Source organism: Paraburkholderia sediminicola (assembly GCF_046030555.1).
Classification (GTDB): Bacteria; Pseudomonadota; Gammaproteobacteria; order Burkholderiales; family Burkholderiaceae; genus Paraburkholderia; species Paraburkholderia sediminicola_E.
In genome coordinates this window covers 1-14,171 of the sequence record NZ_JAQQCH010000031.1, presented here as the reverse complement: position 1 = coordinate 14,171, position 14,171 = coordinate 1, and the positions used below count along the sequence as shown (strand labels likewise).

At 61.7% G+C, this 14,171-nt stretch carries 16 protein-coding genes; 12 read left to right on the top strand and 4 right to left on the bottom strand.

What is annotated here, in order from left to right:
- Positions 1-84: 84 nt before the first annotated feature.
- Positions 85-495: a GreA/GreB family elongation factor gene (locus tag PQQ52_RS30535; protein ID WP_169487852.1), complete on the bottom strand. Its 411-nt coding sequence runs from the start codon at positions 493-495 to the stop codon at positions 85-87.
- Between the two features lie 538 nt (positions 496-1,033).
- On the opposite strand from PQQ52_RS30535, the gene PQQ52_RS30530 reads away from it, so the two are divergent.
- The 6 genes from PQQ52_RS30530 (at position 1,034) to PQQ52_RS30505 (ending at position 5,709) form a co-directional block, all read left to right on the top strand.
- Positions 1,034-1,486, top strand: a complete 453-nt coding sequence (locus PQQ52_RS30530; protein ID WP_408219959.1) for a hypothetical protein — start codon at positions 1,034-1,036, stop codon at positions 1,484-1,486.
- Positions 1,487-1,678: 192 nt separating this feature from the next.
- A complete protein-coding gene (locus PQQ52_RS30525; protein WP_408219957.1) occupies positions 1,679-2,509 on the top strand; it encodes a DUF1223 domain-containing protein in 831 nt (276 codons plus the stop codon).
- A gap of 44 nt (positions 2,510-2,553) precedes the next feature.
- Positions 2,554-3,192, top strand: a complete 639-nt coding sequence (locus PQQ52_RS30520) for a cytochrome b/b6 domain-containing protein (RefSeq protein ID WP_408219954.1) — start codon at positions 2,554-2,556, stop codon at positions 3,190-3,192.
- Between the two features lie 42 nt (positions 3,193-3,234).
- Positions 3,235-4,038 (top strand): molybdopterin-dependent oxidoreductase, encoded by an 804-nt coding sequence (locus tag PQQ52_RS30515; protein WP_408219952.1) that lies wholly within the window; start codon positions 3,235-3,237, stop codon positions 4,036-4,038.
- A 126-nt stretch (positions 4,039-4,164) separates the two neighbouring features.
- On the top strand, positions 4,165-4,413 hold the full coding sequence (locus tag PQQ52_RS30510; protein WP_408219950.1) for a pentapeptide MXKDX repeat protein: 249 nt from the start codon (positions 4,165-4,167) through the stop codon (positions 4,411-4,413).
- 366 nt (positions 4,414-4,779) lie between these two features.
- Positions 4,780-5,709: an EamA family transporter gene (locus tag PQQ52_RS30505; protein WP_408219947.1), complete on the top strand. Its 930-nt coding sequence runs from the start codon at positions 4,780-4,782 to the stop codon at positions 5,707-5,709.
- Between the two features lie 102 nt (positions 5,710-5,811).
- Here PQQ52_RS30505 and PQQ52_RS30500 read toward each other — a convergent pair whose 3' ends face one another.
- A complete protein-coding gene (locus PQQ52_RS30500; protein ID WP_408219944.1) occupies positions 5,812-7,911 on the bottom strand; it encodes an oxidoreductase in 2,100 nt (699 codons plus the stop codon).
- A gap of 359 nt (positions 7,912-8,270) precedes the next feature.
- On the opposite strand from PQQ52_RS30500, the gene PQQ52_RS30495 reads away from it, so the two are divergent.
- On the top strand, positions 8,271-9,068 hold the full coding sequence (locus tag PQQ52_RS30495) for a DUF4397 domain-containing protein (protein WP_408219941.1): 798 nt from the start codon (positions 8,271-8,273) through the stop codon (positions 9,066-9,068).
- A 243-nt stretch (positions 9,069-9,311) separates the two neighbouring features.
- On the opposite strand, the gene PQQ52_RS30490 is transcribed toward PQQ52_RS30495, so the two are convergent.
- Together PQQ52_RS30490 and PQQ52_RS30485 are read right to left on the bottom strand one after the other, a co-directional pair.
- The gene (locus PQQ52_RS30490) at positions 9,312-9,446 is read right to left on the bottom strand and encodes an entericidin A/B family lipoprotein (protein WP_007181189.1); all 135 of its coding nucleotides are present in this window, start codon (positions 9,444-9,446) and stop codon (positions 9,312-9,314) included.
- 234 nt (positions 9,447-9,680) lie between these two features.
- On the bottom strand, positions 9,681-11,141 hold the full coding sequence (locus PQQ52_RS30485; RefSeq protein ID WP_408219938.1) for a sensor histidine kinase: 1,461 nt from the start codon (positions 11,139-11,141) through the stop codon (positions 9,681-9,683).
- Positions 11,142-11,397: 256 nt separating this feature from the next.
- Here PQQ52_RS30485 and PQQ52_RS30480 point away from each other — a divergent pair, with 256 nt between their 5' ends.
- The 5 genes from PQQ52_RS30480 to PQQ52_RS30460 all read left to right on the top strand — a co-directional run bounded on the left by PQQ52_RS30480 (position 11,398) and on the right by PQQ52_RS30460 (position 13,996).
- Positions 11,398-11,574 carry a DUF1328 domain-containing protein gene (locus PQQ52_RS30480; protein ID WP_132373772.1) on the top strand — a complete coding sequence of 59 codons (177 nt, stop codon included), beginning with the start codon at positions 11,398-11,400 and terminating at the stop codon, positions 11,572-11,574.
- Between the two features lie 121 nt (positions 11,575-11,695).
- A complete protein-coding gene (locus PQQ52_RS30475) occupies positions 11,696-11,857 on the top strand; it encodes a DUF1328 domain-containing protein (protein WP_006052455.1) in 162 nt (53 codons plus the stop codon).
- 86 nt (positions 11,858-11,943) lie between these two features.
- Positions 11,944-12,516, top strand: coding sequence for a ferritin-like domain-containing protein (locus PQQ52_RS30470; protein WP_408219935.1), 573 nt, complete (start codon positions 11,944-11,946; stop codon positions 12,514-12,516).
- Between the two features lie 398 nt (positions 12,517-12,914).
- Entirely contained in the window at positions 12,915-13,547 is a 633-nt protein-coding gene (locus PQQ52_RS30465) for a response regulator (protein WP_408219929.1), read from the top strand.
- 20 nt (positions 13,548-13,567) lie between these two features.
- A complete protein-coding gene (locus tag PQQ52_RS30460; RefSeq protein WP_408219926.1) occupies positions 13,568-13,996 on the top strand; it encodes a response regulator in 429 nt (142 codons plus the stop codon).
- Positions 13,997-14,171: the final 175 nt, after the last annotated feature.

The window sequence follows — 14,171 nt, the reverse complement described above, 5'->3', positions numbered from 1 at the left end:
CGGCCAGCCACGCACTATTCTTGTTGTGATAGGGCTGCCGGGAATGATGCGGCGCAGCGGTTCTGCGTCGCGAGTGCGCTTGGCTTACAGCGTGAAATCGTCGGCGGCTTCGGGCTGAAACAGGATTTTTTCGAGCTTTAGGACTTTCTCCGTGCCGCTCGGCGGCGTGAAGCGGATGCGTTCGCCGCGTTTGGCACCGAGCAAGGCGAGGCCGACTGGCGAAAACACGTTCAGGCGGCCTTGGGCGAAATCCGCATTGGGCGGATAAACGACCGTCCAGGTCATCTGCTCGCCGCTGGTTTCGTCGACCAGCGTGGCTTGCGAATTCATCGTGACGATGTTCGCGGGAATGTCGCGCGATTCGACGATCACGGCGCGTTCCAGGACGTCGTCGAGCATGTCCTGCAGTTTGGCGTCAGCGCCGGGCGCGGCCGCGTGTTTTTCAAGACGGGCGACGTCGAGTTCGGTGAGGTAACAGGTTTTCGTCTTTTTCATGACGGGTTCTCCAATTGATCTGCATATAGGGGAATTGCGTGCGAATGAGATCAGCCCGGAGCCCGACGACGTGGCTCCGGCAATGGAGGAAGCAACGTCAGATCGGGCGCCGGGCGGCGAGAAGCGGGAGCGTTCGGGACGGCTGGCCGGCGTGAGGCGCGGCTGCGTCCGCGCGCGCCCAACCGGTTGCGCGGCGGGGGCGCAAGCGGGTGAGGGCACGGGAGAACGGAGGACGCATGGGGGTAGCCGGCAGAGAGCGAAAAGTATTGGGATGAGCGCCGGAAAGAAACTTAATCGACGCAATCGAAAGGGGAATGTTAGCACGGGCCGGGCGTCCCCTTAATCGCCGCCGAGCGGTGTCGTGTGCGTAGGGTGCGGCGCGTCTATTTCACACAGGGTCGTTCAAGGCCGCCGCGGCGCTGCCGTTAATCCGCCTGTAGGGGCGGCCGTTGCCCAGCCGTGCGACCGGCGGTGGGTGGCGCGTCAATAGCGCGTCAATGGCGTGACGCGGATCGAGACGGCTTAAGGAGATGGGCTCATGAAAACGGGACTGATGCGGTTTGGGGCGCTCGGCGCCATAGTGGCGATGGCAGCGCTGGGTGCATCGCCAATGCCGGCGGTGGCGGCGAGTGGTGGAACGGTCAGTTTTTCGGGCGCGATCGTGGCGCCGCAACTGGCGATTTCGGCGGCGCCGGCCGGAGCACGCGTCGACGCAGGCGGCGGGCGGCTCGCGCAGACGGGTTCGGCGGTCACGCTAACCTTTAGCACTGCGCCGGGCGTGGCGACGGGTGCCGATGTCGCTCTTCAGGTGAACAACGGCGCGCCGGCGCGTGATGCGGTGGTCGAGCGTTTTGTCGATAGCGGTGGCCATGCGTCTCGCGCCGCTAGTGATGGACACTACCGGGTTAGCCGCGATGGCGGGGTGCTGTCGCTTGCCCCGAAGAATGCGGCGTCGGATACCCGGGTGACGATTGTCGTTAGTTACGATTGAGGCGCCTTCGCGGGGCCGGGGTATTGGGGCCGTTTGCCCTCAAGCGTACAGACACACCGCCCCCGCGGGAGTAAACCAGCATGGAACGGTCGCGACCGTAGTCGAACAACCCAGACAAAATAAAAATCAGAACTGGCTGTCATAAGCGGGCTCGTGGATCGACAAACGTGCAGATCCTGATGAGAGCACGCCATGCAAACCGCACGAACCCGCCGAGCCAACCGGCATGTCGCCCGCGCAATCGCTCTGGCCGTCGCGCTGACAACCCTGTCAGCCAGCGGCCTCGCCACCGCCGCCGGCGCCGTATGCGCGTCGCACAGCCCATCCCACCGTGTAGCGCTGGTGGAGCTCTACAGTAGCGAAGGCTGCAACAGTTGCCCGCCCGCGGACAACTGGCTGAGCCAGTGGAAAAACAGCGGCGCAACCCAAAGCATCGTGCCATTGGCCTTGCACGTGGACTACTGGAATAGCCTCGGCTGGACCGACCGCTTTTCACAGCACCGCTTTACCGAACGTCAGCAAACCCTCACTGACCTCGCCGGCGGCCACACCATCTACACACCTGAGATCTTCGTGTCCGGCCGTGAGCTGCGCAGCTGGTCGCAGCGCGACAGTTTCCAGAGCCGCATCGGCCAGGTCGTCGCCGAACCGGCGCAGGCAAACGTGGCGCTTGAACTGAAGCCGCAGGCTAAGGGCGCCTTCAATGTCGATGCGCAATTCACCAGCAAGGCGGCAGACGCAACAGGCCAGCTAAATGCTTACGTCGCGGTCTACCAGAACGCGTTGAACTCGCAGGTCAGAGCCGGGGAAAACAGCGGCGCGACGCTGCATCACGAACGCGTCGTGCGGCAATGGATTGGCCCCGTGCCACTGGTTGCCGGTCACGCGCAAATCCGCCGCGATATCCGCATCGACGATGCCGATGCCAACGCCCCGGCCGACAATTTCGGCGTAGTCGCGTTCGTCGAAAATGCCGCGACCGGCGACGTGCTGCAAGTGGGCGAACTGGCCGCCTGCAATTGATCGCGCGACGCCCCCTCAGCGCCCCCATTTCACCGGAGATTCTCATGGCAACGCCTCATGCTCTTAGCGAAATCGCTCCGCCCGTCACGCCGAAGCACGGCGCGATTCATCCGGTGTGGGTGCGCGTCACGCATTGGCTCAATGCGCTCGCGGCCATTCTGATGATGCTGTCCGGCTGGCGCATCTATGACGCATCGCCGATCTTCAAGGGTTTTACGTTTCCCACCGGGATCACGCTCGGCGGCTGGCTCGGCGGCGCGCTGCAATGGCACTTCGCGGCGATGTGGCTGCTGGTTTTCAACGGTCTGCTGTATCTCGCGCTGAACCTGGCTAGCGGGCGTTTCGTGCGCAAGTTCCTGCCGGTCTCGCCGCGCGCCGTGCTGCACGACTTCGTCGCCGCGCTGACCGGCAAGCTCTCGCACGCCGATCTGCGCGTCTACAACGCGGTGCAGAAATTCGCTTACCTGTTTGTCGTCTGCGATCTGATCGTGCTGGTGCTCTCGGGTCTCGCGATCTGGAAATCGGTGCAGTTTCCGCTGCTGCGTGAGCTGATGGGTGGCTACGACAACGCGCGCATCGTCCACTTCTGCGCCATGTCGCTGATGGCCGCGTTCATCGTTGTGCATCTGGCGATGGTGGCGCTCGTGCCGCGCTCGCTGCTGGCCATGCTGCGCGGACGCTAAGCCATTGATACCCGGATACGCAAAGCTTAAGGACATCGAATCATGAACAAGCCCGATACCAAGCCCGATCGAAAACTTGCCCTGATGGCTGGCAATAAGCTCGACCGCGAGTCGATCCTGATCGACGCCCGACGCGAACTCGCGATGCCGTCGCGGCGCCTGTTCGGCAAACGGCTTCTGACGCTCGGCGGCCTGTCGATGTTGACCGGCTGCTCGTTGACCGACAACGATTCGGTCAACGCGTTCCTGACGGCCGTGTCGCGCCTGAACGACCGCGCGCAAGCCGCACTGTTCGATCCGAAGCAGCTCGCGCCGACCTACACCGAAGCGCAGATCACGCGGCCATTCCCGTTCAACGCGTTCTACGGAATCGACGACGTCCCCGAGGTCGACGGCTCCGACTACAAGCTGAAAATCAGCGGCCTCGTGACCGGTCAGCGTGCCTGGACCTTGCCCGAGTTGTACGCGCTGCCGCATGCCGAGCAGATCACGCGGCATATCTGCGTGGAAGGGTGGAGCGCGATCGGCCGCTGGGGCGGCACGCCGTTTGCCGATTTTCTGCGGCGCATCGGCGCGGACACGAGCGCGAAGTACGTCGGCTTCAAATGCGCCGACGACTACTTCGAAAGCATCGACATGCCGACCGCGCTGCATCCGCAAACGCTGCTCACGTTTTCCTATGACGGCGAACGTCTGCCCGCGAAATACGGCTTCCCAATGAAGCTGCGCATGCCGACCAAGCTCGGCTACAAGAATCCGAAGCACATCGTCGAGATGTTTGTCACTAACACGTTCCCCGGCGGCTATTGGGTCGACCAGGGCTACAACTGGTTCGGAGGCTCCTGACGCGCGGGTCGGCGCGTGCAGGACCCAACGCGCGACCCCGGGCGGCAGAAGCTTCGGAAGTACCCCGGCACAAGGTAAAGGCCAGAAGCCGGTTCAGGTTCATCCATCACAAAACGGAGTTATCCCATGAAAAAGTTCGCAATCGCAGCAATGGCCGTCGCCCTCCTGACCAGCGGCGGCGCCGCGTTCGCACAGGCAAGCGGCGCAATGTCCAACGACGCGATGTCCAAAGACACGATGTCGAAGGATTCGATGTCCAAAGACACCATGTCGAAGGACAGCATGAAGAAGGACACGATGAAGCACGACAAGATGAAAAAGAGCGGCGACGCGATGGGCATGAAGCACGAAGCGTCGGGCGCGATGGCCAACTGAACGTTGCCGGCGATGCCGCTTGCATAGCTTCAACGTCGGTATCACGGGCGCAACAAAAGCCGGGGAAATGTCCCCGGCTTTTTTGTTGCAAGTACGCAAAAAAGTTACGATTCTTTCAGGCGACGCGGTGGGCGCTTACTGCATAATGCGATGCGCGCCAAACTTTGGGCGCGTGTCAGCCGTGGATCGATTTTTATCGACCGCCGCGGCGTTGTGGCCCCATTGGCCATCTATCGTCTTTCTGTTCCACCGACATGTCCGCCAGCCTCGCCCTTCAGACCGCATCGCCGATGCGGTGTCCGCCATCCCGACACTGGGTTTTCAGCGGGGGCGCAGCACCTCGAGCGGCATGGGCGGGTTGAACGCATGTCGCCGCAACTCCCCAGCCGTTTTCCGCGTGGTTTTCCCATCCGTTTGCCGCAGTCCCGCAACGGACAGATCGCGCTCGCGCTCGCCGTCGTCTATCTCGTGTGGGGCTCGACCTATCTCGCCGTGCACGTCGCGCTCGGGTCGTTTCCGCCGCTGCTGCTCTCGGGACTGCGCAATCTGTTTGCCGGCATAGGGCTCTTCATTTTCGCGGCGCGCCGCAATCCGGTCTGGCCGAGCGCGGGCGAAATCCGCAATGCCGGTCTTGTCGGCACGATGCTGGTCGGTTTGTCGAGCGGCATGCTGGCATACGGCATGCGCACCGTCGGTACCGGCACCGCGGCCGTGATGGTCGCGACCGTGCCGCTATTCGCGACGGTCATCGCGGCGGTGGCGGGGCGCAAGATTGGCAGAGGCGAGTGGTTCGCGGTCGGCCTCGGGCTGGTGGGCATCGCGATCCTGAGTCACGGCGACAGCGCGCCGGGATCGGCCGGCGGCAGCCTGGCGATCCTGTGCGGTGCGCTTTTCTGGGCCGGCGGCGCGCATCTGGCTGGCCGGCTGAAATTGCCGTCGGACCTGTTTCTATCGACGTCGTTGCAGATTGGACTGGGCGGCGCGATGTCGACGCTGGTCGCCTGGGTATCGGGCGAGCGAATGATGGAGGTGCATTTTCTGCCGGTGCTGGCCTTCGTCTACCTGATGCTGATCGGGACCATGACCGCCTACGTCGCGTACGGTTTTCTGATCCGGCATACGAGTCCGATCATCGCCAGCAGTTGCATGTACGTGAATCCGGTCGTCGCGGTGGCGCTCGGCGCGTTGTTGCTCGGCGAGCCGGTCACGCATTCGACAGTGATCGCGACGATCGTGATTCTGGCCAGCGTGGGTCTGTCTTTCTGGCTCGATTACCGGAAGAAGGGCCTCGCCTGAGGAGGGCGGCGGGCAGCCGTCTGCTGCCGGCCACCCGCTCCGCTGTCCGTTCTTCGCGTTCCGCTGCTGCGGAGCGCGGCGATCACTCCGCTTGCCACTGAGTCAAAGCGCCGCCGCCACTTCCGCGCCCTCGCGAATCGCGCGCTTCGCATCCAGTTCGGTCGCCACCTTCGCGCCGCCGATCACGTGATAGCGCGGACCATTCGCGCCATTCGAACTTTTAACGCTGTTTGCGCTGCCGGTCCCATTCGCGGCGTTTGACCTGTCCGCAGTTCGTGCCGCCGTCTCCGGATGCAGATCGCGCAACGATTCCTGCCCCGCGCACACGACGATCGTGTCCACCTCGAGCCATTCTTCGACACCTTCGCGCGCAATCTTCAAACCGCGCTCGCCGATCTCCAGATACGACACGCCACCGAGCATCTTCACGCCGTTTCGCGCCAACGTCGCGCGATGCACCCAGCCCGAAGTTTTGCCAAGCCCCATGCCGAGCTTGCCAGCCTTGCGCTGCAGCAACCAGATCTCGCGGAATGGCTGCGCCGGCGCCGGCGTTTTCAAGCCGCCGCGCTCCCGCACCGTGAGATCGACACCCCATTCGTCGAGCCATGCATCGCGCGGCATCGGCAGCGGATCGCCGGAACGATGCAGCAAAAACTCGCTGACGTCGAAGCCGATCCCGCCCGCACCGATCACCGCGACGCGGCGTCCCACCGGCGCACCGCGCAGCACGTCCACATAAGACAACACGTTCGTTCCGTCGATGCCCGCAATCGCGGGGCTCCGCGGCACGATGCCCGTGGCGATGATCACATCGTCGTAACCGCCTGCTGCGAGCAGGGCAGGATCGACGCGCGTATCGAGCCGCACGTCGACGCGATGGCGCTGCAACTGGCTCTGGAAATAGCGGATCGTTTCGCTGAACTCTTCCTTGCCCGGTACGCGCATCGCCAGATTGAACTGACCGCCGATCGTTGCGCTCGCATCGAACAACGTCACGCGATGCCCGCGCGACGCCGCAACAGTCGCCGCGGAAAGCCCCGCCGGGCCCGCCCCGACTACCGCAACCGAACGCACCGCCTGCGGGCTTGGAACCGGCTGGTAGATCAACTCGGTCTCACGTCCCGCACGCGGATTCACGAGACAGCTCGCGCGCTGGTTCTTGAACGTGTGATCGAGGCAGGCCTGATTGCAGGCGATACAGGTGTTGATTTCGTGCGAACGTCCCTCGGCGGTCTTCAGCACGAACTCGGGGTCGGCAAGCAGTGGCCTCGCCATCGAAACCAGATCACCCGCTCCCTGAGCGAGCAGTTCTTCCGCGACCTCGGGTGTATTGATGCGGTTCGACACGATCACAGGAACCTTGACGGCGGCCTTCAGCCGCGCACTCAGCGCTGCGAAGGCCGCTCGCGGCACGGAGGTGACGATGGTCGGCACTCGTGCTTCATGCCAGCCGATTCCTGTGTTGAACATCGTGACGCCGGCGGCTTCGAGCGCCTGGGCGACCTGTACGGTCTCCTCCCAGGTGTTGCCGCCTTCAACCAGGTCGATCAGCGAGAGCCGGTACACCACAATAAAGCGTTCGCCGCACGCCGCGCGCACGTGTTCGACAATCGCGCGCGCGAGCCGCATGCGGTTCTCGATGCTGCCGCCATAGCGGTCGCTACGATGGTTCGTGCGTGGACACAGGAACTGGTTGAGCAGATAGCCTTCGCTGCCCATGATCTCGATGCCGTCGTACCCGGCGCGCTGGGCGAGGCGCGCACAGCGCGCATAGTCGCGCACGGTCCGCGCAATACCAGCTTCCGTAAGCGCGCGCGGTTTGAACTTCGAGATCGGCGATTTGAGCGCCGACGCCGACACGACGAACGGCTGGTACCCATAGCGACCCGCATGCAGGATCTGCAATGCGATCTTGCCGCCTTCGGCATGCACGGCCTCGGTCAGCAAGCGGTGATTGCGCAGATCGAACACCGAATTCAGCGTACCGCCAAAGGGCAGCAACCAGCCTTGCCGGTTCGGCGAGATTCCACCCGTGACGATCAGGCCGACGCCACCTTTCGCGCGCTCGCGGAAATACGCGGCCAGTTTCGGGTAATTCCAGAAACGGTCCTCCATGCCGGTGTGCATCGAACCCATCACCACGCGGTTGCGCAAGCGGGTGAAGCCAAGGTCGAGTTCGGCGAGTAAGTGTTGGTAAGACATGCAGGGGGGCCGTGTAAGTATTGGGTGCGCACGAACAATACACTGCTCACCGATCCAATCTTCCGAGGAAAAATTCTAATCCCTGCAACTCGTTGCTCCGTAAGACATTCATCTGGTGCCAGAAGCCATATTGGACCCTGCGGCACACGCATTGCTGAGTTCGAGCGTCCATCGACACGGACCGCGCCGCCCACCAGAACAGGCGCGATGTGCAGCAGGGAGGGGGTGCTTCCTTTCGGAGAGCCGGCCTGAAACCGTTCCACTAACCAACGAACAAGGTTTCCAGCCGGCGCGATGCCCGAAGTGGCGCGCTCGCAAATCAACGGGTCGTGGGCCCAATATAGATAGAGGTGAGCACAATGAAAATGATCCGAACCATGACGGCTGTGGTCGCTGCGGCGTCCTTTCTGAGCGCATGCGGTGGCGGCGGCTCCAGCGACGTAGGCAAGGAGCTCGGCCTGACGAATCCGGAGATCCATTTCATCAACGCAATTCCGGGCGGCCCGGCAGTCGACTTTCTCGTGAACGGTACCGCGCCCTCGGGACAGACGAACATCAGCTATAAGGGTGTGACGAACTTGACCAATATCAACACGGGCGCAACCACGGTCGCGTACTCGAACACGGGCACGACGACCGCATTGGCGAGCGGTAGCTTCCCCGATGTTGCGAAGGGTCACGATTACACCGTGCTGGCTTTACCGGGCCTGACAGCGCCGGATATCGGCCTGATCGACGACCCGTTCGACAAGGGTCTGCTGTCCAATAGCGCGCGCCTGCGTGGATTCAACGCGTCGGCCAATGCGACCAACCTCGATCTGTATCTGGTTCAGGCAACCAGCACCGACATCACCAACGCCAGTCCGACGATGGCGGGTGTGGCGTTCAAGAACGCAGTCCCGGCAAGCGGTCAGGATTCGATCTACGTATCGGGCGGCCAATATGTGCTGATCGCGACGGTGGCAGGCAGCAAGACACCGATCTTCCAGTCGCAATCTTTCTCGCTGTCGAACAACGCCGACTGGCTGGTGACGTCGGTGCCGATCGCCGGTGCGCTGAGTCAACTCGTGCCGGGTCAGATCCATCTGCTGGTCGCGCAGAACGGCAACACCAGCACACCGAGCGTCGAGTTGACGAACACGCTGACGGGTCAATAAGCCCGCAAGCGAGCATGCGTGCATAGCATGCGGCACATACGATAAGCGACAGTCCTTGGGAGGACGGAGCGGCGATCCACGCGAGTGGATCGCCGTTTTGTTTGTGGGCCGGCTTGTGGGTCCGTTTGTGGCCGATATCCGCGCCCATAAAAAAAGCCCGTCGCGGTTTCCCGCGACGGGCTGTGGAGATCCTGCTTGGCAAGGCGCCGCGAGGCGCCAGGCAGTCGCCTGGATCTCGCTAGCTTACTTGGCCTGGTCGGCCGAATTCGTGATGGCGTTGCCACCCTTCGAAATATCCTGCCCAGCGCCCGCCATCGTGTTGCAACCCGCGAGTGCCGCCGTCCCTGCAATGAGAAGCAAAGCGATCAGTCGATTCATGAAAGTTCTCCTTGTCGAGAATGCATCGGTTGACGTGCCCATGTTGACGGCACGCGCTAGCCGGGCTAGCTGTCGTCCGACCGGGGCCTACACCAGTCGATCCGGTCTGATTGCATGTTAAAAAAAGGGCAGAGGCAGCGCTGTCAGTTGCGTTGCGATTTTGTTGTAGGCGTGCTCCGGTGTTGGCGTCGGCGCACTCCTACACGGCTTTTTGCAATGGGCCGCAAAGCCTTGCTAGACAGACGTTCGCAACGGCGTGGACGGCGGCAGATCGACTGACGGCGTTGCCGTGCTGACACTTGGCATCACCACATGGATGTCGGTGCCGCTTGGCGCGCCGCGCTGGATATCGAAGCGCCCGCCGTGCGCGGCGACGCGCTGGCGCATGCCGAGCAGCCCATGGGTGTGCGTGCGCTTCAGATCGGCGGGCGTGATGCCGACGCCGTTGTCCGCGATGTGCAGCGCCACCTGGCCGTCGCCGATCCGCAGGGCGATCGATACCTTCGAGGCCCGTGCGTACTTCGCCGCGTTCGTCAACGACTCCTGCGCGACACGGAAGAGGGCGATCTCGGTTTGCTCGTCGAGCTGGATATCGTCGGCGGGCAGGTGCGATTCGAGCATCCAGTTGTTGCGCTGCGCGGCTTCGTCGGCGAGCGTGCGCAGCGCCGTGACCAGCCCGAAATTCGTCAGCACGGTGGGCCGCATGTCTTCGATGATGCGACGCTTCAGCGCGATGCCCTGGTCGAGATTAGCGAGCGCGCGCCTGAGTTTTTCGGAGATGTCGGGGTCGCTGTCCTTCAGCTTGCGATTGGCCCAGGCCACATCCATTTTGCTCGCGGTCAGGATTGCGCCGAGTTCGTCATGCAGTTCGCGCGCGAGCTGCGTCTTTTCGTTTTCGCTGACGGCCTGCAAGTGCCAGCCCAGCGCTTCGAGCTGGCGTGTGCGTTCATTGACGAGCTGATCGAGTTCTTCCTGCTGCGTGATCAGTTGACGCTGTACGCGCGCCTGCCGATCCATCTGGATGCCGATATTGCGAAACAGCAGGATGAACAGCACGATGTTCAGCGCGGACAGCCCAGCCGCGCACAGTGTGGAGATACGCTGGTCGGCGCGGCTTGCATCGAGGGCGTGCTGCGCGCGGCGTTCTTCGTTGTCGCGCAGCAGCGTGAGCGTGCTGTCGACCAAGGTGGCATCGGCGGGACTGGCCTCGCTCGCACTGCCGCAGGTGGAGAGATCGAGCGGATGCGCTGCCACGCGTTGCAATGCAGCAGCGCCTGCGCCGATGCGCGCTTCGATCAGCGCGACGATCTGCATGAAACTCGCGACCTCGGCGCTGTCCGGTTTGCCGCTACGGTAGAACCTGCCCAATTGCTGTTCGTTCTGCCGTATCTGTCCCGCAGTCGCGCAAAAACCCTGCGCGGATGCATCCTGCTTCGTCAGAAGAAAACCGCTTTGATGCGCGCTCAGGCGGGATAGCTGGCTTGCGAGCATGCTCAGTTGCACGGTGACGTCGCGCGCTTCGAGCGCCGTTTCGTATTCCGCGGCAATCCGCTCGCGCGCGGTTTCGAGAATCACGAGTCCGCCCACGGTGATGACGATCGCGACGGTCATCGCGATCGCCCAACTGCGATTGCGCATCCAGTCGCTCAGCCGCGCTGCAGCCCCTGGATTCTGCGGGTTCGACACGTTCGGCACATTCGGCTCCTAGGATGGAACATCAGTGTAACTTCCGCCGGGCTCGGGGATGGAGTGAGTGTGTTGCCCTTCGAATCGCAACCTCCGTACACCTGGGCAACCGATGCAAGCTGCACGACGCAAGCGGCGTAACGCTGCCGTAATCCAATGTAAGCGGATTCTCACACGAAAAACGGAATGCGTCGGAATGCGCCCACCGACGCCGGTCGATAGGATGGACCTGATCGTTCATTGATTGATTCTGGAGGAAGCCATCATGCTGAAATGGGCGCTATTTTTTGCCGTTATCGCGGTAATTGCCGGCCTTCTCGGCTTTACCGGTGTCGCTGCGGGCGCGGCGGCAATTGCGAAGTTCCTGTTTATCGTGTTCGTGATTCTGTGCGTGGTATTCCTCGTGCTCGGCTTTGTGGTGACGAAGAAAATCGTCGATTAGCGCCGCTCGATGAGGCGTTTGTGTACCGTTCCCGCCGATTGCGAGGGAGCGATTCGCCTCAGGTTGCCTTCAGGTTCGCTGCAGGTCCGTCTCACGCAGACCAACAATAGGGAGAGTTGCCATGCTTCACTATGCCATCGTCTTTTTTGTCATTGCGATCATTGCCGCCGTGTTCGGTTTTACCGGTATCGCAGCGGGCGCGGCGGAAATCGCGAAGATCCTGTTCTATATCTTCCTTGTCGTGTTTGTCGTCACATTGCTGCTCGGCGTATTCCGAACATAGACGAATACCCATCCTTAAACCGGCGTATCAGGCGCGATTCGTGCGGGATACGCAATTCCCCCAATACCGGATAAAGGAGAAATTCAATGGCGAAGTCTTCTGGCGCCCAAGGCGCAGCAGCTCAATCCAGCGATCCGTTCGTGATGGACGTAAAAAAGATCCGCGACGATGCGCGCAAGCACATGTCGGATGGCGCGGTGACGCAAACTTACGGTGCGGATCGCGAGACGGTACTGAAGTTGCTCAACGACTCGCTGGCCACTGAAATCGTCTGCGTGCTGCGCTATAAACGACATCATTTCATGGCCAAGGGCATCAACTCCGAGGCCGTGGCAGCGGAATTCGCGGAGCATGCAACCGAAGAACAGGAACACGCCGACCGTATCGCCGAGCGTATCGTGCAGCTTGGCGGCGAGCCGGATTTCGCACCGGACGGCCTGAAGACACGTTCGCATTCGGAATACAAGGAAGGCGACAATCTGACCGACATGATCCGCGAAAATCTGATCGCAGAGCGTATTGCGATTGACACGTATCGCGAGATCGTGCGCTATCTTGGCGAGAAGGACGTGACGACGCGCCGGATGTTCGAAGAAATCCTCGCTGTTGAGGAAGAGCATGCTGATGATATGGCAGATCTGCTCGAAGGCCGCGAGTAACAAGGTTGAAAAGCGGGACGTCGGCGAGCGGGTATTGTCAGGCAGGCGTTGATAGGCAGACGTCTGCAAGCGGATGCGGATAAGCAGATTTAGGCAAGCGGATGTTGCCAGGCGGGCATTGATAGGCTATGTCGGCAGGCGGATCTTGCCAGGCAGACGTCGACAAGCGGATGTTACCAGGCGGATGTTGATAAGCGCTGGATGGCTTGGGCGTGAATGGTCGCTTCCGCTGCCGCGCCTGTTCGGGCGTGGCGGCCGGCGCGGGAAGGTCTGGATGATTTCCCGCACCGGCGATGTCCGCGGCTTTTGCCGCTGTGACTCTCCGTCTTCGGCCGAAACTGGGCCAGATCATTACAATGTCTGCTTTGGAGCAATCCTGTTGCACGGACACCAGACTGATGATTCGAGTGTTGATAGCTGACGACCATGCGATCGTCCGAGGCGGCTTCAGGCAGTTCGTCGCTGACGAGCCGGATATGTGCGTCGCGGCCGAAGCTGCGACCGGCGATGAAACCATTAGTCTCGTGCGGGAGCAGGCATTCGATGTGGTGCTGCTCGACATCGCGATGCCGGACAAGAACGGCATCGACACGTTGCGTGTGATCAAGCAGATTCGGCCGGAGCAGGGCGTGCTGATTCTGTCGGGCTATCCGGAGAGCCAATACGCCATCAACCTGCTGCGAGCGGGCGCCAACGGTTACCTCAACAAAGACTGCGAGCCTGAGGAGATCGTGCGGGCGATCCGCGCGGTGGCGCGTGGACATCGTTACCTGTCGGAGGCGGTGGCCGATACGCTGGCCGACAACCTCGACAAGCCGGCGGCGGGGCGGCCGCACGAAGCGCTATCCGAGCGTGAGTTCCAGGTATTCTGCAAGCTCGCGGCGGGACGGATTCCGACTGACATTGCAGAGGAATTGCATTTGTCCGTGAAGACCGTGAGTACTTACCGGGCGCGCGTGTTGGAGAAAATGCGGTTGGCGAACAATGCCGATCTGACTTATTACGCGATCAAGAATGGCTTGATCGAATAATGGACGATCGAGACACACCGATGAACAGCGAATCGAACACTGTTGAGCCAGCCAGTCGCGCGCCGTTGCGCGTGCTGCTGATCGAGGATTCGCCGCTGATCCGCAGGAGCCTTGTCGAAGCGATTGACGCATCCGGTTTGCTGCAGGTGGCCGCGTATGCGGATTCCGCCGATCAGGCGATTGCTTTGTTGAGCGACGAGACGTTTGATGCGGTGATTGTGGACTTGCAGTTGAAGCAGGGGTCAGGGGTGCCTGTACTTGCTTACTTGCAGCGCGAGGGGATGATTGATTCGATTTTTGCTGCAGTGCTGACGAATCATGCGTTGCCGGCTTATCGGGAACGGTGTGAGCAGTATGGTGTGCGGCACTTTTACGATAAGTCGTTTGAGTTTGATCGGGTTATTGATGCGTTACATGAGTATGCGTTTGCGCGGGGCGCTGGGGGGTAAGGGTTTTTGTTCGTCTGTTCGTTTTTTTGTTTGTTTGCCTAAGGTGTTGGCTTTTCTTGATTTGGTTGCTTGCGCGGCGCTTGTTGTTGTGTGCCTACGGGGTTGGCCTTTCCTTGATTTCTTATTGGTCTATTAGCGTCGCCCCTGTGCGGGGCAGGCACTTACTTCTCTTTGC

Coding starts and splice junctions, on each gene's coding strand:
- PQQ52_RS30535 (WP_169487852.1), bottom strand. CDS start 495: ATGAAAAAGACGAAAACCTGTTACCTCACCGAACTCGACGTCGCCCGT.
- PQQ52_RS30530 (WP_408219959.1), top strand. CDS start 1,034: ATGAAAACGGGACTGATGCGGTTTGGGGCGCTCGGCGCCATAGTGGCG.
- PQQ52_RS30525 (WP_408219957.1), top strand. CDS start 1,679: ATGCAAACCGCACGAACCCGCCGAGCCAACCGGCATGTCGCCCGCGCA.
- PQQ52_RS30520 (WP_408219954.1), top strand. CDS start 2,554: ATGGCAACGCCTCATGCTCTTAGCGAAATCGCTCCGCCCGTCACGCCG.
- PQQ52_RS30515 (WP_408219952.1), top strand. CDS start 3,235: ATGAACAAGCCCGATACCAAGCCCGATCGAAAACTTGCCCTGATGGCT.
- PQQ52_RS30510 (WP_408219950.1), top strand. CDS start 4,165: ATGAAAAAGTTCGCAATCGCAGCAATGGCCGTCGCCCTCCTGACCAGC.
- PQQ52_RS30505 (WP_408219947.1), top strand. CDS start 4,780: ATGTCGCCGCAACTCCCCAGCCGTTTTCCGCGTGGTTTTCCCATCCGT.
- PQQ52_RS30500 (WP_408219944.1), bottom strand. CDS start 7,911: ATGTCTTACCAACACTTACTCGCCGAACTCGACCTTGGCTTCACCCGC.
- PQQ52_RS30495 (WP_408219941.1), top strand. CDS start 8,271: ATGAAAATGATCCGAACCATGACGGCTGTGGTCGCTGCGGCGTCCTTT.
- PQQ52_RS30490 (WP_007181189.1), bottom strand. CDS start 9,446: ATGAATCGACTGATCGCTTTGCTTCTCATTGCAGGGACGGCGGCACTC.
- PQQ52_RS30480 (WP_132373772.1), top strand. CDS start 11,398: ATGCTGAAATGGGCGCTATTTTTTGCCGTTATCGCGGTAATTGCCGGC.
- PQQ52_RS30475 (WP_006052455.1), top strand. CDS start 11,696: ATGCTTCACTATGCCATCGTCTTTTTTGTCATTGCGATCATTGCCGCC.
- PQQ52_RS30470 (WP_408219935.1), top strand. CDS start 11,944: ATGGCGAAGTCTTCTGGCGCCCAAGGCGCAGCAGCTCAATCCAGCGAT.
- PQQ52_RS30465 (WP_408219929.1), top strand. CDS start 12,915: ATGATTCGAGTGTTGATAGCTGACGACCATGCGATCGTCCGAGGCGGC.
- PQQ52_RS30460 (WP_408219926.1), top strand. CDS start 13,568: ATGAACAGCGAATCGAACACTGTTGAGCCAGCCAGTCGCGCGCCGTTG.